The following is a 21763-nucleotide window of genomic DNA, read 5'->3' on the forward strand; positions in this document are numbered from 1 at the left end:
CTCTGTTTGATTTCACAGAGCTTTTTTATGGTTTTTTATAATTTATCAAACAGAGATAGTCAGAGATAAATACAACTCTACTTAATGAAAGCATGGCTATATTTCAGTCGTTCACCCAATAGTAGTAAAGTATCTTCGTCGCCGTAATTATCAAACAAACGAATAAATGAAGATAAAGCAGGATTAAACATCATATCGTCATTAATTTTCTCATAAGAAGTATAATTTTTTGTTTTTAATGAGAAAACTAGCGTAGTTTGATCATCGTTACGGCCTTTATTTAAAATCAAATCATCATTACTTATCATCAAATCATTTAGATATTTATAACCACTTTCATAGAAAGTTTCTAAATTTCCATCAGTTTGACGTTGAACCACAGAATAGAGATCACGAGAAGCATGTTGAGCAATAAAATAGATATCACCTTTATCATTTTGAGCAACCTCTTTAACACGCAAAGGAAGCCAGCGTGTTTTTGTTACTTCTTTATTCACTAAATTTAGCGTGATTTCTAACGTGTTTGTTGTGTAATGATGATTGTAAAAAATAACAAGAGAATCACCTGAAAGGGCATAATGAAATTGTGTAAACTCACCGAAATCCTCAGCGTAATACTGCTTCACTAGATCTTCTGTATTAACTGAATATTCCCAGCTTTCACCTTCATCTAAACTTGTCAGTATTGTCTTATTATCAACTAATACTAATTGTGATGTTGTTTGTGAAAACAGTAATTTTCCACCGATAAGCGCTAAAGGGAAGCGATAATAGCCAGCGTTAGTCTCTTGCCAAGGCATTAAATCTGCGACTGTAAACTTTGCTAAATCTATATTTTGACGCCCCTGCTCTGTAAATAATACACACTTATCAAGAACACAATAAGCGTTATAAAAGCTACCTTGGCCTTGTGATACAAAGCGTGTACCTTCTTTGTCAGAAAAGTACAGCATATATTTTCTCTGATTATCTTGGCGGTGAAGTCGACCATAAATATCTACGTCATATCGCCCACTATCAGATTCAGTCTTAATTAATATCCCACTAGAAGCATAAAAAACCTTACGCCAATCATAACGAGAATAAGGATATGAAGATAACTCAGAGGCGTTTTCATTTTTCCATTGCCACTTAGAGGCAAAACCATGAAAAAGCACACCATAACAGAGCAGTAAGCTTAAAATAAATAAGCTTGTGATGATGATAAAAGGCTTACGGAAAAAAAGGTTCATTGACGCAGCTCCGTAATATACAGTGGTCGCTTGTTCTCAACACATTGCTGCTGAAGTAAAAAATGGGTTTGATAACTACTATTACCTTTTTCTGAAAACAAAATATAAAGGTTTGAAAACAATGCAATTAAAAAGGCAAAGCCACTCATGATTAAACCATAGATAATACCCATTCCTAAAAAAGCATCACCAATAGAATACCAATCCCATTTATCCCAATAATTTCCATTATCATAAACATCGGAAATAGATAAACCAGCAACCATTGAGAACACAAAAATACTGACTAATGCGGTTATTAACAGCGATAAACGATATGTGCGCTGATGCCCAATATACATTTGTCCTGAAATTGAATAAGCGCCATTATCTGTATGATTATAAACCCCTAAGATAACAGGCCCTGAGTTCTTATCTTCAGCTTGCCAAAAGAACAATTCAACATCATCGCCATCAGCAAGAAACAAATTATGATCAGAATAAAATAAGCGCTCTCTATAACTTAATACAAAAGGATGTTTATTAATCAGACAGGATATTTGCATTATTACAGTCTCGCTATTGCGGGAATGTATTTGAAGTCTATTAATACTATGAATTTGTATTATTCCTCTAACTCGCTGTACTTTACTTTGCTTTATTTGAGGAAACGACTTTTTACTCAAGGTAAATGAAGGTAATGGAGCTGATTTTATTCCAGTAATAATGAGTTGCTCGCCATCTGGAGCTATCAATGCTTGCTTGGCGATGACTTTATCCAACGCCTTTATTCTCTTCCTATGTTTGGGCCTGGTGCGCTGAAAATAGCGATAAACTTTTTCTCCGATATAACTGATCCCAGCCATGACAGCACCAAATGAAATAATCATTGTGATAATGATAAAGAAATTAGGCTCTAAATAAATTAACGAGAAATAGCTCCACCAGCCTCCAATCACGGTCAGAAAAAATGCAATCAATAACCATTTTTTCTGTTTTGCTGTTAGCGTGAATTTTCGTTCAGGCTCCAATCTTCCTTTTGTATCATGATAAATCCATTGCACCCAGAAACTGCCATCTTTCAGTAATTCTGCACAGATTTTAAGCTCATCACCTTGTTTTAATCGTTTAAGAAGATCTTGTGAGTTAGCAAAATCCGCTTCATTAAGATAAAAGTTTTTACCTGATGCTATTAATCTCACCATTCCCTTTGGAGAGATTTTACTTTGGCTAAAATCGCAACGCTCTAGTTTAACGTTTAAAAAATAATCTTTCATATCTTCCTTTATTACTTTCATCAGACTGGCGAGGTACAAGACTGCGCTCTTGTTTTATCGTTTTGAATCGTATAACACAAGATAAAGAAAAGCCGATTAGCAAACCCACTAATCGGCTTTGGTAATAACAATATGTCAATTAAAGCTATAAACAGAAATTGGGTGGCTAACTATGCTTTGAAAAGTGCTTCAATACATAATCCCTGACTTTGTAGAATGTCTTTTAGTCGACGTAGTCCTTCAACTTGAATTTGACGAACCCTTTCTCTTGTCAGACCAATCTCTCTACCAACATCTTCTAAAGTTTCTGCTTCATAGCCTAATAACCCGAAACGACGTGCTAATACTTCACGTTGCTTAGGATTCAATTCAAATAACCACTTTATGATATTTTCCTTGAGGTTATTATTTTGAATTGTTGCTTCTGGCCCTTCTTCATTTTCGTCAGAGATAATATCAAGTAATGCTTTATCTGAATCGCCACCAATTGGGGTATCAACAGAAGTAATACGTTCGTTTAAACGTAGCATTTTACTCACATCTTCAACTGGTTTATCCAATGTTTGTGCAATTTCTTCAACACTAGGCTCATGATCGAGTTTATGTGCTAATTCTCTTGCCGTTCTTAAATAAACATTCAGCTCTTTAACGATATGAATGGGAAGGCGGATAGTGCGGGTCTGGTTCATAATGGCACGTTCAATTGTTTGACGTATCCACCATGTCGCATAAGTTGAAAAACGGAAACCTTTTTCAGGATCGAATTTTTCAACAGCACGAATAAGACCTAAATTCCCTTCTTCAATAAGATCAAGAAGAGCAAGTCCTCGGTTTGTATAACGACGAGAGATCTTAACAACTAAACGTAGGTTACTTTCTATCATTCGTTGTCTTGAAGGGATATCACCACGTAGCGCTCTACGGGCAAAGAAAACCTCTTCTTCAGCGGTCAGCAACGGAGAATAACCAATTTCTCCTAAATAAAGCTGAGTTGCATCGAGCGCACGCTGGTTGACTCCTTCAATAAGTTCAATTTCGTCTTGAGCATCAGACTCATTTTCTGCCTCTTTTGCAGCAACTTCATCGAACTCTTCCATGTTCTCTTCAATTTCATCTGTATATAACTCGTCTACTCTTAGCGTACTTTGGCTCATCAGCTGCTCCTACCCTTGATAATTTAGGTAAACGACTCATGATTAAAGTCTGTTCACCAGTTTATCGCTGTGTCACGACACAACGGGTTTACTGATTTTCCCTTGTAACGAATTACAAAATAAAAGATAACATAATCTATTTTACTGTTAATTTTATTCTTTCTTTATTCAATATATAACTTAACTATTGAGTGCAGGTTATTAACAGTTTTTTTATTATATTCTACGTACATTTATCTATACGTAAAATTACTCTATTTAATGCGCTATTTGTGACTACTTACATCTAAAAAAACAAATAAAAATCCATAATAATAAAATAATATCCAATAATTTATATTACGTACTATTATTAAAAAGATAATCTAATAAAGGAAATATCCACCTAAACAAGGGGTTATTTTATAGTCCATCTTTTAATAACAACGAATCTTTATTCATTTTTTATATAACAATTTTTAGCATACGCATTCATTGGTTGAGAATCAACCGTCTAATTTAACGTTATCTATAATTTTATATTGATCTCTCATTTTTAATAATCTTTTAATAAGCACTTATACTTAGTCAAAATTTATTTTGTTTCAATATTTTAATTAATTACAGATAAGAAAAAGCCCTCTTCTTTTTGTAAAGGAGAGGGCTTAACTTTAGGATTATTCACTATGCGAGTAAAAAATCACTTATTTATTTCTTAGGTAAATAACTCATTGGGTTGAGTGATTTTTCTTTATAGCGGATCTCAAAGTGTAGTCGGACAGAACTGGTTCCAGAGCTACCCATTGTGGCAATTTGCTGACCCGCATTCACATTTTGCTGTTCACGCACCAAAATAGTGTCGTTATGTGCATATGCACTGAGGTATTCGTCATTATGCTTAATGATAACGAGGTTACCATAACCGCGTAATGCGCTACCTGCGTAAACCACTTTACCCGCAGCAGTGGCAACTATTGGTGAACCTTTTGTACCACCGATATCAATACCTTTATTGCCGCCAGGCGCACTTGAGTAACTTTCAATAATATTACCTTGCGCAGGCCAAATCCACTTACCAGAAGCTGCCGCTGGTGCTGGTGTTGCAGCAGTTGTAGTATTTGTATTCGTTGTTGGTGGCGGTGTCGTTGTTTTTGGTGGTGTTGTTGCCGGTTTAGTAATCAATGGTCCCATAGCACCATTGTTTGTTGGTTTAGCGTGTGCCGTTTGAACACCAGCGCTACTTGATTGATTAATAACCGATGTATTGACATTGGTATTAGTACCCGTGTTGACCTGACGGTTACCAATATTCAACACCTGCCCTACGTTTAAGCTATAAGGTTCTGGGATGTTATTCATTGATGCCAGTTCTTTTACATCACTATCAGTTATCCAAGCGATATAGAACATAGTATCACCGCGTTTTACGGTGTAAGTATTACCGTTGTAGTTTCCTTTTGGAATACTGTCGTAGTTACGGTTATACACAATGCGTCCAGAGCCATCAGTGTTTACATTTTGAGCTGCAACTGACGTTTGAGCGCGAGGCTGGCTTTGAGACTGAACCACGCCTCCATTAGTCGAAGCGGAGTTCACCTTAATAGAAGGAGGAGGTGACGATTGTAAGGGGGTAGTTCTTTCAATAGGTGTCGCATTACTGTTAGTCATCACAGGTGCGGTTGATACCGTATTATTTGAAGAGCTATCATTTACAGAGGTAATTGGCGCAGGACGATAAGGTGTATCTGCACAGCCTGTTAATGCAAATCCAATTACCGAACACATGATTGCCCAGCGGACATGCTTAATTGGGCTTTCTGAATTCATACTTCCTTCTCCCTTTAAAAAGGCATTAGCATCTAGCAATTTGTCGAGTTAAACAAAAAGACTGCAATTTTTTGAAAATGTTTCATTTATTAGTGCAGATTACGACAAGCTATTAAAAAGCAGTAATAAAAAACGGTCAGATTTATCTGGAAGTTATGCTAACTCACCTGCGATTAAAGGAACAAATCTAACAGTTTCTATAGATTGATAGTGAAAATCATTACCTAAACGTCGGATAAACTTCAGTATTTGTTGTTGTTCACCAACAGGTATGATCATCCTGCCACCATCGGCTAACTGCATCAATAACTGTTGTGGTACTTCTGTTGCACACGCTGTCACTATTATGGCATTAAAAGGAGCTTTTGATGACCAACCTTCCCATCCATCACCATGACGTGTCGAGATATTATGTAAATCAAGATGTTTAAAGCGCCGTTTAGCTTGCCATTGCAATATCTTTATACGCTCAACGGAACTAACATGATGAACTAAATTTGCTAATACTGCAGTTTGATATCCCGAACCTGTACCAATTTCTAATACAGAATCGGTACTTTGTAATTCCAGTAGCGTTGTCATTTTGGCAACAATATAAGGCTGTGAAATAGTTTGCCCATTGCCAATAGGCAAAGCCGTATTTTCATAAGCCTTATGAGAAAGCGCTTCATCAATAAAAAGCTCTCTTGGTACTTTACTCATTGCTTCCAACAGGCTCTCATCCTTGATACCATGCTGTTTTAACATTGTCAGTAAGTCTTTCATTGACCGACTTAACATGTTTTTTTGACCTCTGCTTTATTTAACCAATTTTGTAGTAAATCAAGTGCTTTATAGGCTGTTAAATCGACATGTAATGGGGTTATCGAAACATAACCTTCGTCAACAGCAGCAAAATCTGTATCAGGGCCTACATCATTTTTTTCACCTGGAGGCCCAATCCAATAAAGACTATTTCCTCGAGGATCAGTATGTGTATAAACATGTTGTGAAGCATGTCGACTACCACAACGTGTAATACGAAAACCTTTTACTTCATCAAGAGGAATATCAGGTACGTTAATATTGAGAATATTTCCCGCTCTTAACGGTACTTGTTGTAACATTGCCAAAACTTCACAAGTCACTTGAGCGGCTGTCTCAAAGTGCGTTTCACCATCAAGTGAAACAGCAATGGCGGGTAAACCTAAAAAACGCCCTTCTGTTGCCGCTGCAACAGTACCTGAATAAATAACATCATCACCCAAATTAGGACCATGATTAATACCAGAAACCACAATATCAGGACGAGGACGTACTAAATGGTTTACACCAAGATAAACGCAATCTGTCGGTGTTCCCTCAACAATCGCAATATCCCCATTCTCAAGCTCTTGCTTACGTAGAGGTCTGTCAATTGTTAAAGAATTAGATGCAGCACTACGATTACGATCAGGTGCAACAATTTGTACATCATAACGCTGGCGCAATGCTTTAGCGAGAGTCTGTATCCCCTTTGCCATCACACCATCGTCATTACTCACCAATATTTTCAGCATCATCATTCCCTAATAAAATTAATTCACGTACAACGCTAGTTGCAAAGCTTCCTGCGGGTAAAAAGAATGACAGAGAAACAGTGGTGTCGTCTACCCAATTCCATGACATATTTTCTGGTAATACATTGATAGCACGTCTTGTATTATCAACGCGTTCTTGTCGAGCTAGTGACCAGAAGACTTCATATTCTGCCAGATTTTCAGTTTCAAAATCCAATGCTTGTGATTGTGTACCTAAATCACCTTTACCTGGCAAAGGTGCCGTAATATGAACATCATGCTCTTCATAACGAGTTTGTGTTTGAGCCAATTCTGCTTCATCAACAACAAACCAGCTACCTCTTCCATGAAGCTGCATTGCATCACCGAGTATCACTTTTGAATATAAATCATATTCCAATCTTTTGCTGACAATATGATTAAACATCGCACTACGGGCTGCTGAGAGATAAAAGCTACGTTTTCCTCGTTCTTTTACGCGGATTTCGTCCGTTGCCCAACGCATGGCTTGTCGTAAATTATCACCATTACGACCGAATCGTTGAGCACCAAAATAGTTAGGAATACCTTTTGCTTTTATTTGCGCTAATCGAGTATCAACAAAATCGCGATCAGAAATTTCTCGTAACACCAATGTAAAGTGATTACCTTTTAGCGTTCCTATACGTAATTTACGTTGTTGGCGAGTCGTTTCTAGAATTTCACAACCTTCTAAAACAAGCTGACTAAAATCGGGCATCTCTTTACCCGGCATTCGCAGGCAAAACCATTGTTCAGTAACAGCATTTCTGTCTTTTAGTCCAGCGTAACTGGCATCACGCGGATGAATACCTACAAATTTTGCTAATTTTTCAGCAACAAAAGCCGTGTTACAACCTGTTTTTCTGATTTTCACCATGACATGCTCGCCTTCACCATCAAGGGTGAAGCCAAGATCTTCACAGACAATAAAATCTTCAGGAATTGACTTTAGTAAGCCTGTTGCTTGTGGTTTTCCATGTAACCAATGGAGTTCAGGTAAATCACTCATTCAGGTAATGACTCTTTCATTAATAAAACGACAGCTTCACAGGCAATGCCTTCTTTTCTACCAACAAAGCCAAGCTTTTCTGTTGTAGTCGCTTTCACATTGATATCATCAACATGGCAATGAAGATCTTCAGCGATATTGACGCGCATTTGCGGTGTATGAGGTAGCATTTTGGGTGCCTGAGCAATAATCGTGACATCTAAATTACCAATTCGGTAACCTTTTGCTCTCACGCGTGAGAATGCTTCACGAAGGAGTACACGGCTATCTGCACCTTTGTATGCAGGATCAGTATCAGGAAACAATGTGCCAATGTCGCCCATCGCTACCGCGCCTAAAATAGCATCTGTAACCGCATGTAATGCAACATCACCGTCAGAGTGAGCTAACAGCCCTTGCTCATAAGGAACTCTGACGCCGCCAATAATAATGGGACCTTCACCGCCAAATTTGTGTACGTCGTAACCGTGTCCAATTCTCATTTTATTATGTGTTCCTTATACTGGTGATTTGGCGTGAGAGGAAAAACTCTGCAAGCGCTAAATCTTCTGGCTGAGTAACTTTGATATTATCTGCACGCCCTTTAACTAATAAAGGTTCATATCCAGCAAACTCCATCGCTGAGGCTTCATCAGTGATCGTCGCTTTTTGTGAGAGTGCATTTTCTATATTTTGTTTTAATAACAATGCAGGAAAGACTTGTGGCGTTAATGCATGCCATAGGGTTGTTCTTTCTACTGTTTGTTCAATATGATTATCTTGTTGATGACTACGTTTCATTGTATCGCGAACAGGTGTCGCAAGAATGCCACCACAAAATTGTGGGTTCACAACGTTTTCATCAATTAATTTAATTAGATGATCAAGATCGCCAAAATGTAGGCAAGGTCTTGCGGCATCATGAACTAACGCCCATGTATTTTCAGAAAAGTGTTGAGTGACATACTCTAAACCAGACAATACAGAGTCAGCGCGTTCACCACCACCATTAACCGTAATTATTCTTTCATCTTGCGCTAAAGGTAACGTGTGAAAATAGCTGTCATTAGGGCTGATCGCCACGATAATGTGCGTTATACGTAAGTGTTTTAATAAGGCATTAATGGTATGTTCAAGAATAGTCAATCCGCCAATCTTCAAGTATTGTTTTGGGCAGACTGATTGCATTCGACTTCCAATACCGGCTGCTGGAATAATGGCAACAATAGGAAGAGTTGAGTTTGTTATATTCATTATGATATTTGTATCAGGACACACTATTAATTCAATAAATTAACGACGTGGTTGAGATTTATCGCTCACAATTCGGAAAAATGTCTCATTAGGCTTTATCATACCTAACTCACTACGAGCGCGTTCTTCTAACGCTTCTTGCCCGCCATTGAGGTCATCAATCTCTGCAAATAGACGATCATTACGCTCTTTTAACTGCGTATTTTGCGCCAATGCAGATTGAACTTCTTGAGTTACTTTGTTGTAATCATGGATACCATTTTTACCTAACCACAATGAATATTGTAGCCAACCAAGTAAAATCAGAAGTAAGACTGTTAATTTCCCCATTACCACCCCCAAGATTAATGGGCTAATCATCCCACAACTCAACAACAGACGCCACAAAAGCGCTGGAATATATTACATTATTATTCCTCTTCTCCTCACTATAAACGTGGGTAACATCTATAAAATCCAGACTAAGGTGTGATTTTTTCTTATTAAGATGAAGTGCTATGGGGTTACTTTATAAATAAGTGAATGCTCAATTAAAGCATGAATTGTATTTTAAATGATATACAAAAATAAGCGTTTTTACTCTAATTGCATACATTATCTCTACACATTTCCCCCTTTTTATCGGCGGTTCGTGTAAAGATAATTTAATGCCATCATAAAATTAACGGTAAATTTGGTTTTGCCGTAGATATGCGAGGATTTGTTGGGTTAGTTCACTTATAGAAAGTGTACCGTCTAAATGTAATTCAGGATCAATGGGCTGTTCATAAGGTGAATCTATACCTGAAAATTGCGTTATCTCACCACGTCTTGCTTTTTGATAAAGCCCTTTCGGATCACGGGCTTCACAAATAGAAAGGGGAGTATCAACAAAGATCTCAATAAATCTTCCTTGCTCAAAGCGATCTCTCACTTGTTGTCTGTCTTTTTGGTAAGGAGAGATAAAAGCCGTTAAGACAAGAAGCCCCGCATCGACCATCAATTTAGCCACTTCCCCTACACGGCGAATATTCTCATGCCTATCTTCGGCACTAAATCCAAGATCATTACACAATCCATGGCGTAAGTTATCCCCATCTAATAAATAGCTATGAATAGGCGAATGCTTTTGTGAATATTGATAAAGCGCTTGTTCTAGTGCATCGGCAAGTGTGGATTTACCTGAGCCAGATAACCCTGTAAACCAAAGCACACATCCTTTGTGTGCTTGTTGTGATTCGCGTTCATTTAATCCAATTTTATGAGGATGCCAAACAATATCGTTGCTTATCACCACTATTTTCCTCCAAGAAGATCTCTTGCTCCCCAATGGGGAAAGTGGCGACGGATAAGCTGGTTTAACTCGACTTCAAAAGCATCATATTGCGTCATCGTTTGTATCGCGTTATCTCTCGTTTCTCGAATAAGCCCAGCACCTACGGTGACATTGCTTAGTCGATCAATCAGTATTAATCCTCCGGTATCAGCATTAACTTGATAGTTATCCAGCACCAGAGGCTCTTCAAATGAGACTTCAACACTACCAATCGCATTTAAACTTAAATTATCTGTTACTTGTTGGGTGAGTTTATTTACATCCACTTGATAATGAATATTTTCTATTTTGGCGCGGCTTTTTTTACCTGCAATTTTGATATCCAGAGTATGGCCTTGTACTAAAGGCTGCTCTGACATCCACACCACATCAATTAACGCATGAGTGCTAATATTGGCAGTTGTATCATTATCATCAACGATAATATCCCCACGACTAATATCAATTTCATCAGCCAGAACCAATGTGATTGCTTGCCCTGCTTTAGCTTGCGTTAAATCACCATCAAAAGTGACAATACGTTTGATCGTTGTATGTTTTCCTGAAGGTAATATTTTGATTTGTTGCCCTTGATAAAGCACGCCTGAAGACACCGTTCCGCTGTATCCTCTAAAATCTAAATCTGGACGATTTACATATTGTACAGGGAAACGCAGTGATTGAGACTTAGAGCCTAACTTAACTGGCGCATCTTCCAATAATGAAAGCAATGTTTTTCCTTGATACCAAGGCATATTCAATGAGGGAGAAACCACATTGTCACCATCAAGAGCGGAAATAGGGACAAATTCAATAATAAGATCTGTTGGGAGTTGATCGGCAAATTTAAGATAATCTTGCTGGATCGAATCAAAGGTCGCTTGCTGATAATCCACCAGATCCATTTTATTGATCGCAACGATTAAATGGCGGATCCCAAGGAGTGTGCTGATAAAACTGTGTCGCCTTGTTTGTTCTTGTACGCCTTTTCGAGCATCGATCAACAGAATAGAAAGTGAACTTGTTGATGCACCTGTCGCCATATTGCGAGTATATTGAGCATGTCCTGGCGTATCAGCAATAATAAACTTACGTTTTGACGTTGAAAAATAGCGGTAAGCAACATCAATCGTGATCCCTTGCTCTCTTTCCGCAGCTAATCCATCCACCAGCAAAGCAAGATCGAGCTTTTCACCTTGAGTACCGATCTTTTTACTTTCATTTTGTAATGTAGAAAGCTGATCTTCGTAGATCTGCCTTGTGTCATGAAGTAAACGTCCTATTAATGTACTTTTTCCATCATCGACATTTCCACAGGTTAGAAATCGCAGTAATCCTTTATTCTGTTGAGCCTTAAGATAGCGATCTACACCGCCCTGTTGTGCGATTTCACCCGCGACAAGTTGATTCGTTTTTATGGCTAAAAGTCCCATATTTCCTCCGATTAAAAATAACCTTGGCGCTTTTTCAGTTCCATTGAGGCCGACTGATCACTGTCAATTAAACGCCCTTGTCGTTCGCTGCTGGTGGAAATCAGCATTTCTTCAATAATGGCGGGTAGAGTTTCTGCTTGTGAAGGAATAGCACCCGTTAATGGCCAGCATCCCAGCGTTCTAAATCTCACTTTTTGCTGTGTGATCACTTCACCCGGTTTTAGATCAATTCTGTCGTCATCTACCATAATTAAGGTGCCATCACGTTCAATAACGGGTCTATTTTTTGCAAAATAGAGAGGAACAATATCGATATTCTCTAAATAGATATATTGCCAAATATCGAGTTCCGTCCAGTTAGAGAGTGGAAATACACGAATACTTTCACCTTTATTAATCTGTCCGTTATAGTTTTTCCATAATTCAGGTCGTTGGTTTTTCGGATCCCAGCGATGTTTTCTATCTCTAAACGAATAAATACGCTCTTTAGCTCGTGATTTTTCTTCATCACGGCGTGCACCACCAAATGCCGCATCAAAACCATATTTGTCTAAGGCTTGCTTTAGCCCTTCTGTTTTCATGATATCCGTGTGTTTTGCACTACCATGAATAAATGGATTGATCCCAAGTTCTACACCTTGCGGATTGCGATAAACGTTAAGATCAAAGCCATATTCTTTAGCCGTTTTATCTCGAAACTCATACATTTCTCGGAATTTCCAGCCAGTATCAACATGCAATAAAGGAAAAGGTAATTTTGCGGGATAAAACGCCTTACGAGCTAAATGCAACATCACCGAGGAATCTTTGCCTATTGAATAAAGCATGACGGGATTTTCAAACTCAGCGACAACTTCACGCAGAATATAAATGCTTTCTGCTTCTAATTGCTGAAGATGAGTTAATTGTGTTTCATTCATAACAACCTCGTTTTAGGCAAAATGAACCAAAGGTGAATGGATTGATGATGTTGATTGGGATTGTCTATCGCCAAACCAAGCAAGTTGGTGATGTAGTGCTGCGACTTCCCCTACAATTAATAAAGCGGGCATTGGCGCTTTTTCGGCTAACTGCGCTAATTGTGTTAGATTTCCCGTGAAAACTTGCTGATCACGACGTGTACCACAACTAATCACCGCGATGGGCGTTAATGGAGAACGTCCAAGTTTGATTAAACGCTGGCTAATAAGCTCGGCTTTTGTTGTTCCCATATAAATTGCTAGCGTATGGTTCGCCTGCGCTAATGAAGCCCAATCAGGCTCTATTCCATCGGGTTTACAATGTCCTGTCATAAAGGTGACAGTTTGTGCGTATTGACGATGCGTTAATGGAATACCAGCGTATGCACTTGCGCCACTTGCCGCAGTAACCCCTGGAATAACTTGGAATGAAATACCATGCTGTACTGCAACCTCTAGTTCTTCGCCACCTCGTCCAAAAATAAAGGGATCGCCCCCTTTTAATCGGACAACACGTTTACCAAGTTGCGCATATTTCACAATCAGCGCATTGGTTTCTTCTTGAGAAACACTATGGTGTCCTGCTCTTTTACCTACACAAATAGTGTCAGCGTCACGACGAACAAGCTCTAAAACCTCTGGACTCACTAAGCTGTCATAGAGCACAACTTCGGCTTGTTGAATAACCTGTAAACCACGCAATGTTAATAATCCCGCATCACCAGGACCAGCCCCAACTAATGCTAGTTCACCTTGTTGGATCTCTTTTTGTTTCAATTGTTGTGCAAGCAAGGCTTCTGCTTGTGCCAGCTGATCACTTGCCACTAAAGCGGCGAATTTACCACTGAAGGCTTGCTCCCAAAAACGGCAACGCGCTTGAAACGAGCCCAGTTGCCGTTTCACTTTATTGCGCCATTTCCCAGCAATTGTTGCCATTGTGCCTAATGAGTTTGGCAATAAAGCTTCTAATTTTTCACGTATCATTCGCACTAAAACAGGAGCTTTTCCTGCCGATGAAATCGCAATCAAAATGGGGTTTCTATCGATAATGGCGGGAAAGATAAATGAGCATTGAGGTTGTGAATCCACGACATTGACAAAAATATGCCGTGCTTGTGCATCAAGATAAACTTGCTGATTAAGCACACTGTCATCCGTTGCCACAATCACAAGCATCATTCCTAATAAATATTCAGATTGATATTTGGCTGATACCCATTCAATTTTTTCTTGCTGATAAGCAAGATGTAATTCATCACACAACTGAGGTGCAATCACTCTTAAGCGAGCGCCTGCTCTTAATAACAGAAAAGCTTTACGCGCAGCAACATGACCACCACCAACCAATAACACTGGGCGTTCTTTTAATTCCACAAATAAGGGTAGGTAATCCATACGCGCATTTCACCTTCGTTGTTCACTTTATAACTAACGACTATAAAAGGTGCTTTAAGGGTTATGAAATGACAAAAAGCTATGTGATGGAACAGAAAGGAATAAGGAAAAATAAAATACTTTCAAATAGTTATGATTTTAAGAAATGACAAAAAGGGCAATAGATAAGCTCTATTACCCAATTATTTATTGGCAGATAATGACGTTATTCGTGTAATCCACACTCACGTTTTAAGCCAAAAAATCGTGTTTCTTCTTCACTCATACCCTCTTCCCATTTTCGAGTTGTATGAATATCTCCCACTGAGAGATAACCCTGCTCCCATAAAGGATGGTAAGGTAAGTCGTTTTCTTTAAGATATTGATAAACTTTCTTATTATCCCAATCTACGATGGGTAAAAACTTAAAAATCCCTTTTGTGATTGAAAGCACAGGCAAATGTTCACGACTTTTAGATTGCTGACGACGAAGACCTGCAAACCACGTTTGAGCCTGTAATTCACGTAAAGCTCTTTCCATTGGCTCTACTTTATTTATCTGGTTATAACGCTCAATACCTTCAATGCCTTCTAACCAAAGTTTGCCGTAACGCGCCTCTTGCCAAGATGAAGATATTTCAGCTCGATAGACCTTCAAGTTAAGTTGTAACTGCTGCGTTAGACTATCAATAAACTGGTAGGTTTCAGGAAATAAGTAGCCCGTATCAGTCAAAATCACGGGGATATCAGGGTATTGTCTTGTCATTAAATGCAAACAAACCGCGGCTTGAATACCAAAACTGGAGCTTAATACAAAGGCTTTAGGTAAATTATCTAAAGCCCAAGTAACCCGTTCAATGGCGTTTAATTGCTCTAACCGTTGATTAATCTGGCTCAAAGCATGTGTCTGCTCTTCAACAGGTAACTGTTTTAGCGAAGCAAGCTGAAATAGGCTCATACCGCCTCCTGCACTTCATAAAAATCAATAGCAGAATTAAGTATGGGTTTAACAACATCAGTGCGAATAAGAAAATCACCAAAACCTTCATTGTTATGACGAGAAACTGCCCATTCACCAATCAGTGAATCAAGTATTGCGATGATTTCTTGTGAGGTAATATTTTCGCGATACATTCTCGGAATACGTGTCCCGATACGATTACCCCCTAAATGTAAGTTATAGCGATCAGGTGCTTTCCCCACCAGCCCAACTTCTGCAAGCATTGCTCGACCACAGCCATTTGGGCATCCCGTTACGCGCACAACAATATGCTCTTCACTCACACCATGTTTAGTCATTAAGCTATCAAGTGCATCGGTAAATGCAGGTAGGAAGCGTTCTGCCTCTGCCATTGCCAATGGGCAAGTTGGGAAAGAAACACACGCCATTGCATGTTCACGCAGAGGTGTAACGTTATCGTTAATCAAACCATATTGACGTGCAATAGCTTCAATATTGGCTTTTTCGCTTTCAGGTACACCTGCGACAATTAAGTTTTGATTTGCGGTAAGGCGAAAATCACCTTGATGAATTTTGGCGATTTCAGCAACACCTGTTTTTAATGGAGCATCAGGCGCATCAATCAGCCGTCCACTTTCAATAAATAAAGTCAGGTGCCATTTATCATCAACACCTTTTAACCAACCAATTTGATCGCCTCGATGGGTAAATTCATAAGGTCGAATAGCCTCAAAAGTGACACCTGAGCGACGTTCAACCTCTTGTTTAAACGTTTCTACGCCAACACGCTCTAATGTGTATTTTGTTTTTGCATTTTTGCGTTCAGTTCGATTTCCCCAGTCACGCTGAGTTGTCACAATCGCTTCTGCAATTGCCAATGTATTCTCAATAGGGATATAACCAAACTCACTGGCTAAGCGAGGAAAGGTATTCTTATCGCCATGTGTCATAGCTAAACCGCCCCCCACAAGTACATTAAAACCGACTAAATGCCCGTTTTCAGCAATCGCAATAAAATTCATGTCATTCGCATGAAGATCAACATCATTATGAGGCGGGATCACCACTGACGTTTTAAATTTTCGTGGTAAGTAGGTTTCCCCCAAAATAGGCTCTTCGTCTGTGGTTGCAACTTTCTCTTTATCTAACCAAATTTCCGCATAAGCATGAGTGCGAGGTAATAAGTGTTCTGATATTTTTTTCGCCCACTCATACGCTTCTTGGTGTAATGAAGATTGTACTGGGTTTGAAGTACATAAGACATTACGGTTAACATCATTCGCAGTAGCTAGAGAATCCAACCCTGTTGCTGCAAGCATCTGATGTGCGGGTTTTACATTACCTTTTAAAATGCCATGAAATTGAAATGTTTGACGATTAGTAATACGAATACTGCCATAAAGCGTATTTTCAGTCGCAAACTTATCAATGTTAAGCCACTGTTTAGGCGAAATAATGCCGCCGGGTAAACGGCAGCGTAGCATCATGGCATGGCGAGGTTCTAGCATTTGCTCCGCACGTTCAGCACGAATATCTCTGTCATCTTGCTGATACATGCCATGAAAGCGAATTAACAAAAAGTTATCGCCTTCAAAGCCACCAGTTAAACCATTTTGTAAGTCTTCTGTAATAGTGCCGCGTAAAAAGTGACTCTCTTTTTTCATACGTTCACTATCAGCCAGTTTCCCTTCAACCACTAAGGGCGCTTGAGTGTGTGATTTCATTTAATAGACATCCCTCTGATAACGCCGTTCTAGGCGTAGCTCACTTAAGTATTCATCTGCTTCTTCAATATTTTTATTGCCATACTCCATCACAATATCTAACAACGCCTGTTCAACATCTTTTGCCATCCGAGATGCATCACCACAAACATAAAGATAAGCACCTTGCTGTAACCATTGCCAAATCTCATTACCACGTTCACGCAATTTATCTTGTACATAAATTTTATGTGCTTGATCCCGTGACCATGCTAAATCGATATGAGTTAACAGACCGCTTTTGACATAACGTTGCCATTCCACTTGATAGAGAAAATCTTCTACAAAATGAGGATTACCAAAAAATAACCAGTTTTTACCTGTTGCAGCGTCATTTTCGCGCTGCTGCATAAAACTTCTAAAAGGTGCAATTCCAGTACCTGGACCAATCATAATGACAGATGCGGTGTTATCTTCAGGGAGACGAAAATGTGCATTTTTTTCGATAAAAACATTGACGCTATCGCCTTCTTTTAAGCTATCGGCTAAAAAACCAGAGGCTCCACCGGTATAAGTACGCGAGTTAACGTCGTAACGTACAACCCCTAAAGTAAGGTGTACTTCGTCTTCTACTTCTTGTTGTGACGATGCAATAGAGTAAAGGCGAGGAGTTAGTGGACGTAAAATATCAACAAAATCTTGTGCCGTGGGTTGAGCACAATATTGACGCACCATCTCATTAATAGGATGTTTGTCTGCATATTGCTGAAGCTTGGTTTTATCAGCTACCAATGACAATAGATCTTCATGACGTGTCAATTGGGCATAGGCTTTTACGATAGGTGCGCTATTTTGAGTTAGTTCACAATGATGCAGCAACGCTTCTTTTAAGGTGAATGTTTGAGATTTTAACGTGACAGGTTCATCACCTTTTAGCCACAACAAGGCAATAAGTTCATCAACTTTTTCAGGTGAGTTATTAAACCAAACGCCTAGCGCATCACCCGGTTGATATTGTAAATCAGAACCTTCAAGGCTGATTTCAATATGGCGAATATCTCTATCTGAATTTCTGCCTGTGATTTTTTTATTAGTCAGTAATGTAGCAGTAAAAGGCGCATCTCGATGATAAATAGAGGCATTAACTATATCTGTCGTACCTGACTGTGTTTGTTGCAGGATTTGCGTACTTTGTTCTGGTACTCTTGCTTTTAAGAGCTCTGTAAGCTGTTTTATCCATTCATCCGCAACAAATTGATATTCAACATCGGCATCAACTCTTGGTAATAAACGTGTTGCTCCCAGTTGTGCGATTCGCTCATCAAAGTCTTTTCCTGCCTTACAGAAATGCTCATACGAAGTATCACCTAAGCTCAATACTGCATAAGCTGTTTCTTTCATTTCAGCGGCTTTTTTAGAGTTCAGATATTTATAAAAAGCTATCGCTTCTTCAGGAGGATCACCTTCACCTTGCGTCGATGCAATGATGATCAAGGTTGTTGTTTTATGGATCTGCTTAAACTTATATTCACCTGCGGAATATAGTTCTACATTCAATTTGTGAGCAACCAGATTATCTCGTAACTGTTCTGCAAGGTGACGCGCATTACCGGTTTGAGAAGCAGAGATCAATGTAATGGTTTCCTGCTCTGGCACTTGTGCTGAGGTAACCGTTGTCGATGTGGGTATGACAGAAGGATTAAGCTGTCCCCACAAATAGCCAGATAACCACGCAATCTGCGCTGTTGAGAGATCTTTTGTTGCGTCCTGTAATTTACTCAATTGCTCCGAGGTTAATGGAAGCATTGATAATAATGGAGGTTGATTGCTCATTTATCCTGCCTTAAAAAAGCGAAGCACTTATCTGTGCTTTATTGTTCTTTGATAATATTTCTAATATTGAGAGGGTATCCCACGACTAGAAGGTGAATTAAAGACCTGTTGGCTCTATCTAATAACCTTAAATGCTAAATTTATTTATTGGTTTCCTTTATCAATATAATGAATAAGCAAAAAGGAACATAATAAGCCATTAAGATTAAGGGAGATTAGGCGTGATACGCTAAATCAGCTACACTGGTAGACTTCGTTCTATTTGTGTCTTTTTTTTACTAATTAAGTCAAGAGAGTTTTGATGACAACCACCATCTTTAAAGATTTTCAGTTTGAAGCAGCCCACCATTTGCCACATGTTCCTGAAGGCCACAAATGTGGGCGTCTTCATGGACACTCTTTTCTTGTTAGATTAGAACTAACAGGTGAAGTTGATGAACATTCAGGTTGGCTTATTGATTTTGCTGATGTGAAAGCCGCATTTAAACCTACTCTTGAGCGTCTAGATCACTACTATCTTAATGAAATTGAAGGCCTAGAAAATCCTACTAGCGAAGTGCTGGCAAAATGGATTTGGCAACAAGTAAAACCGTCATTGCCATTATTATCTGCGGTGATGGTAAAAGAGACGTGTACGGCGGGATGTATTTATCGCGGTGAATAAATCGGGTTTTACATTAACCCATTATCACTTAAAAGAAAATCAGCCTTTTATTGGCTGATTTTTTTATATTAAAAACGCGATCACGCAATATTTAAATACTTATGCGTTTGCATCGAGAAACGCCAATTACGTTCAATACAGGTTTTAATACATAATGCTGTCGCACTCTCTTTACAACTAATGGGCTGTAAGGCAACAACAGGCGCAGGGTGCTCTGTGCGTAATATCAGTAAGGCATCTAACGCTTCAATATCTTTTTCACGCCCAACGGGATGTTTTATCTCATTAGCTCTATTAATTGCGCTAGGTAATACCGTAAATCCCCCTTTCATGCCTACTTTTGGGGAAAGTGTCACCCATGTTTTCTCACTACATAAAATATCGTGAGTACCACTGGTTTCTATCTGACAGGCAAAACCTGCTTGCTCCAATCCTTCTGTTAAAGGGCGTAAATCATATAAGCAAGGCTCTCCTCCCGTGATAACCACATGTTTTGCACTATAACCTTGCCGTTGGAAAAGTGATAAAATCTGGGCAACACTGGCTTCTCCCCAAGTATCGCTTTCTTGCGTTTTAATAGGAATATCGCCAAGAGGAACTTTTTTTTCGTCTTCTTTTTCCCAAGTATGTTTGGTATCACACCAACTACAACCTACAGGACAACCCTGTAATCGAACAAAAAGTGCAGGAACGCCAGTAAAAACACCTTCACCCTGTAAGGTTTGAAACACTTCATTAATGGGGTATTGCATAAGAAACTCTGATATCCAATGAATGCTGATGATTATTACAGATAACTATCTCACCGTAAGAGGCTTTATGATAAGGTACATGGTTTGTTTTGAATAGCTAACGTGCGAGAAGACACTGAAAAAGAGGATAGAGTTCCTCCGTTGGACAGAGATGGGAATACTTTAGATGCAAAAAGAGAATCAACTTTCACGAGGATTATCAGGGCGGCACATTCGTTTCATGGCGCTTGGCTCTGCAATCGGTACAGGTTTATTTTATGGCTCTGCGGCTGCCATTGAGAAAGCGGGTCCGGCTGTATTGCTTGCTTACCTTATTGGTGGTGCAGCAGTATTTATGGTTATGCGTGCATTAGGTGAAATGGCAGTTCATCATCCTGTTGCAGGCTCTTTTTCACAATATGCAAGCCATTATATGGGGCCTTTAGCTGGCTTCTTAACTGGCTGGAACTACGTTTTTGAAATGCTGATTGTATGTCTTGCTGACGTCACGGCATTTGGCTTTTATATGAAACTCTGGTTCCCAGATGTTGATCAGTGGATATGGGTTTTAGGAATAGTTTGCTTTATTGGTGCCTTAAACCTTTGCCATGTCAAAATATTTGGTGAAATGGAATTTTGGCTTTCTATTGTTAAAGTGACCGCCATTATCGCCATGATCATTGGTGGTGTTGTCATTATGATGTATGGTTTTGGCCAACAAACTGAACACCCTATTGGTATCTCTAACTTATGGGAGTTCGGCGGCTTTATGCCAAATGGCATAGAAGGAGTAATAGCCTCACTTGCCATTGTGATGTTTGCGTTTGGTGGGATTGAGGTCATTGGTATTACTGCCAGTGAAGCTAAAGATCCTGAAAAAACCATTCCTAAAGCTATCAATGCCGTACCGTTTCGTATCTTATTATTCTATGTACTGACGATTTTCATTCTAATGTGCATTTTCCCTTGGCAACAAATCGGCCATAACGGTAGCCCATTTGTACAGATTTTCTCAAATCTAGGGATCAATTCAGCGGCAAATATCTTAAACCTTGTGGTTATCACAGCAGCAATTTCTGCGATCAACAGTGATATCTTCGGCGCCGGTCGTATGATGTACGGCATGGCTCAAGAAGGGCAAGCACCAAAATCTTTTATGAAGCTCACTCGCAATGGTGTGCCTTGGATGACGGTGCTAGTGATGTCTGTTGTATTGTTGCTGGGCGTAGTACTTAACTACCTTATTCCAGAGCAAATCTTTGTTTTAATCGCTTCTATTGCGACATTTGCAACAGTTTGGGTGTGGTTAATGATTTTGCTTTCTCAAGTTGCTATGCGTCGCAAGATGAGCGCAGATGAAGTGAAAACGCTTAAATTTCCAGTACCGCTATGGCCTGTTGCACCAGCACTGACTATCGTATTTATGGCGTTTGTTATCGCAATCTTAGGCTATTTTGAGTCAACCAGAATGGCATTGGTTGTCGGTATGGTATGGGTAGCTATTTTAACTGTTGGCTATTATGTCGGTATCAAACCGAGAATGAACCAGAAATAAATCACAT

20 protein-coding genes are annotated in these 21763 nt (G+C 39.2%); 2 read left to right on the forward strand and 18 right to left on the reverse strand.

Features of this window, described 5'->3' with window-relative positions:
- Positions 1-77: 77 nt before the first annotated feature.
- The 17 genes from F1325_RS14535 to cysJ form a co-directional block, all read right to left on the reverse strand.
- A complete protein-coding gene (locus F1325_RS14535; protein ID WP_160230631.1) occupies positions 78-1232 on the reverse strand; it encodes a hypothetical protein in 1155 nt (384 codons plus the stop codon).
- A complete protein-coding gene (locus tag F1325_RS14540; protein ID WP_160230632.1) occupies positions 1229-2488 on the reverse strand; it encodes a hypothetical protein in 1260 nt (419 codons plus the stop codon). The genes F1325_RS14535 and F1325_RS14540 overlap by 4 nt, the downstream gene beginning before the upstream one ends.
- Before the next feature lie 170 nt (positions 2489-2658).
- A complete protein-coding gene (rpoS, locus tag F1325_RS14545; RefSeq protein ID WP_023582671.1) occupies positions 2659-3642 on the reverse strand; it encodes an RNA polymerase sigma factor RpoS in 984 nt (327 codons plus the stop codon).
- A gap of 687 nt (positions 3643-4329) precedes the next feature.
- Positions 4330-5448 carry a murein hydrolase activator NlpD gene (gene nlpD / locus F1325_RS14550; RefSeq protein WP_160230633.1) on the reverse strand — a complete coding sequence of 373 codons (1119 nt, stop codon included), beginning with the start codon at positions 5446-5448 and terminating at the stop codon, positions 4330-4332.
- 153 nt (positions 5449-5601) lie between these two features.
- Positions 5602-6228 carry a protein-L-isoaspartate(D-aspartate) O-methyltransferase gene (locus F1325_RS14555; protein ID WP_075673789.1) on the reverse strand — a complete coding sequence of 209 codons (627 nt, stop codon included), beginning with the start codon at positions 6226-6228 and terminating at the stop codon, positions 5602-5604.
- On the reverse strand, positions 6222-6986 hold the full coding sequence (surE, locus tag F1325_RS14560) for a 5'/3'-nucleotidase SurE (protein ID WP_088494730.1): 765 nt from the start codon (positions 6984-6986) through the stop codon (positions 6222-6224). Before surE ends, F1325_RS14555 begins: the two co-directional genes overlap by 7 nt.
- Complete coding sequence (truD, locus tag F1325_RS14565) at positions 6964-8016, reverse strand: tRNA pseudouridine(13) synthase TruD (protein WP_109371433.1); 1053 nt, start codon at positions 8014-8016, stop codon at positions 6964-6966. Before truD ends, surE begins: the two co-directional genes overlap by 23 nt.
- Positions 8013-8498, reverse strand: a complete 486-nt coding sequence (gene ispF, locus F1325_RS14570; protein ID WP_109371435.1) for a 2-C-methyl-D-erythritol 2,4-cyclodiphosphate synthase — start codon at positions 8496-8498, stop codon at positions 8013-8015. The genes truD and ispF overlap by 4 nt, the downstream gene beginning before the upstream one ends.
- A 4-nt stretch (positions 8499-8502) precedes the next feature.
- Positions 8503-9249: a 2-C-methyl-D-erythritol 4-phosphate cytidylyltransferase gene (gene ispD, locus F1325_RS14575; protein ID WP_109371437.1), complete on the reverse strand. Its 747-nt coding sequence runs from the start codon at positions 9247-9249 to the stop codon at positions 8503-8505.
- Between the two features lie 39 nt (positions 9250-9288).
- Entirely contained in the window at positions 9289-9579 is a 291-nt protein-coding gene (ftsB, locus tag F1325_RS14580) for a cell division protein FtsB (RefSeq protein WP_167392467.1), read from the reverse strand.
- 331 nt (positions 9580-9910) lie between these two features.
- Positions 9911-10528, reverse strand: a complete 618-nt coding sequence (cysC, locus tag F1325_RS14585; RefSeq protein ID WP_406588809.1) for an adenylyl-sulfate kinase — start codon at positions 10526-10528, stop codon at positions 9911-9913.
- Positions 10525-11976, reverse strand: a complete 1452-nt coding sequence (gene cysN, locus F1325_RS14590) for a sulfate adenylyltransferase subunit CysN (protein WP_109371443.1) — start codon at positions 11974-11976, stop codon at positions 10525-10527. Before cysN ends, cysC begins: the two co-directional genes overlap by 4 nt.
- 11 nt (positions 11977-11987) lie before the next feature.
- Positions 11988-12896, reverse strand: a complete 909-nt coding sequence (gene cysD / locus F1325_RS14595; RefSeq protein ID WP_109371445.1) for a sulfate adenylyltransferase subunit CysD — start codon at positions 12894-12896, stop codon at positions 11988-11990.
- A gap of 12 nt (positions 12897-12908) precedes the next feature.
- Entirely contained in the window at positions 12909-14330 is a 1422-nt protein-coding gene (gene cysG / locus F1325_RS14600; protein WP_160230634.1) for a siroheme synthase CysG, read from the reverse strand.
- 205 nt (positions 14331-14535) lie between these two features.
- Complete coding sequence (locus F1325_RS14605; RefSeq protein ID WP_160230635.1) at positions 14536-15267, reverse strand: phosphoadenylyl-sulfate reductase; 732 nt, start codon at positions 15265-15267, stop codon at positions 14536-14538.
- Positions 15264-16994, reverse strand: coding sequence for an assimilatory sulfite reductase (NADPH) hemoprotein subunit (cysI, locus tag F1325_RS14610; protein WP_160230636.1), 1731 nt, complete (start codon positions 16992-16994; stop codon positions 15264-15266). The genes F1325_RS14605 and cysI overlap by 4 nt, the downstream gene beginning before the upstream one ends.
- Entirely contained in the window at positions 16995-18806 is a 1812-nt protein-coding gene (gene cysJ / locus F1325_RS14615; protein WP_160230637.1) for an NADPH-dependent assimilatory sulfite reductase flavoprotein subunit, read from the reverse strand.
- A 298-nt stretch (positions 18807-19104) separates the two neighbouring features.
- Between cysJ and queD the strand changes: the two genes are divergently transcribed.
- Positions 19105-19470 (forward strand): 6-carboxytetrahydropterin synthase QueD, encoded by a 366-nt coding sequence (gene queD, locus F1325_RS14620; protein ID WP_160230638.1) that lies wholly within the window; start codon positions 19105-19107, stop codon positions 19468-19470.
- Positions 19471-19550: 80 nt separating this feature from the next.
- On the opposite strand, the gene queE is transcribed toward queD, so the two are convergent.
- The gene (gene queE, locus F1325_RS14625; RefSeq protein ID WP_109371455.1) at positions 19551-20222 is read right to left on the reverse strand and encodes a 7-carboxy-7-deazaguanine synthase QueE; all 672 of its coding nucleotides are present in this window, start codon (positions 20220-20222) and stop codon (positions 19551-19553) included.
- Positions 20223-20388: 166 nt separating this feature from the next.
- On the opposite strand from queE, the gene F1325_RS14630 reads away from it, so the two are divergent.
- Positions 20389-21756 (forward strand): amino acid permease, encoded by a 1368-nt coding sequence (locus F1325_RS14630; RefSeq protein ID WP_098942033.1) that lies wholly within the window; start codon positions 20389-20391, stop codon positions 21754-21756.
- Positions 21757-21763: the final 7 nt, after the last annotated feature.

It is taken from the genome of Proteus columbae, from assembly GCF_009914335.1.
In the GTDB taxonomy this organism is placed as follows: Bacteria; Pseudomonadota; Gammaproteobacteria; order Enterobacterales; family Enterobacteriaceae; genus Proteus.

Bases quoted from the DNA above. Each gene is read 5' to 3' on its own strand.
- cysJ (WP_160230637.1), bottom strand. From the start codon at position 18,806: ATGAGCAATCAACCTCCATTATTATCAATGCTTCCATTAACCTCGGAG.
- ispD (WP_109371437.1), bottom strand. From the start codon at position 9,249: ATGAATATAACAAACTCAACTCTTCCTATTGTTGCCATTATTCCAGCA.
- F1325_RS14535 (WP_160230631.1), bottom strand. From the start codon at position 1,232: ATGAACCTTTTTTTCCGTAAGCCTTTTATCATCATCACAAGCTTATTT.
- rpoS (WP_023582671.1), bottom strand. From the start codon at position 3,642: ATGAGCCAAAGTACGCTAAGAGTAGACGAGTTATATACAGATGAAATT.
- cysI (WP_160230636.1), bottom strand. From the start codon at position 16,994: ATGAAATCACACACTCAAGCGCCCTTAGTGGTTGAAGGGAAACTGGCT.
- truD (WP_109371433.1), bottom strand. From the start codon at position 8,016: ATGAGTGATTTACCTGAACTCCATTGGTTACATGGAAAACCACAAGCA.
- F1325_RS14555 (WP_075673789.1), bottom strand. From the start codon at position 6,228: ATGTTAAGTCGGTCAATGAAAGACTTACTGACAATGTTAAAACAGCAT.
- cysN (WP_109371443.1), bottom strand. From the start codon at position 11,976: ATGGGACTTTTAGCCATAAAAACGAATCAACTTGTCGCGGGTGAAATC.
- surE (WP_088494730.1), bottom strand. From the start codon at position 6,986: ATGCTGAAAATATTGGTGAGTAATGACGATGGTGTGATGGCAAAGGGG.
- cysG (WP_160230634.1), bottom strand. From the start codon at position 14,330: ATGGATTACCTACCCTTATTTGTGGAATTAAAAGAACGCCCAGTGTTA.
- cysD (WP_109371445.1), bottom strand. From the start codon at position 12,896: ATGAATGAAACACAATTAACTCATCTTCAGCAATTAGAAGCAGAAAGC.
- F1325_RS14605 (WP_160230635.1), bottom strand. From the start codon at position 15,267: ATGAGCCTATTTCAGCTTGCTTCGCTAAAACAGTTACCTGTTGAAGAG.
- ispF (WP_109371435.1), bottom strand. From the start codon at position 8,498: ATGAGAATTGGACACGGTTACGACGTACACAAATTTGGCGGTGAAGGT.
- queE (WP_109371455.1), bottom strand. From the start codon at position 20,222: ATGCAATACCCCATTAATGAAGTGTTTCAAACCTTACAGGGTGAAGGT.
- F1325_RS14630 (WP_098942033.1), top strand. From the start codon at position 20,389: ATGCAAAAAGAGAATCAACTTTCACGAGGATTATCAGGGCGGCACATT.
- nlpD (WP_160230633.1), bottom strand. From the start codon at position 5,448: ATGAATTCAGAAAGCCCAATTAAGCATGTCCGCTGGGCAATCATGTGT.
- F1325_RS14540 (WP_160230632.1), bottom strand. From the start codon at position 2,488: ATGAAAGATTATTTTTTAAACGTTAAACTAGAGCGTTGCGATTTTAGC.
- ftsB (WP_167392467.1), bottom strand. From the start codon at position 9,579: ATGGGGAAATTAACAGTCTTACTTCTGATTTTACTTGGTTGGCTACAA.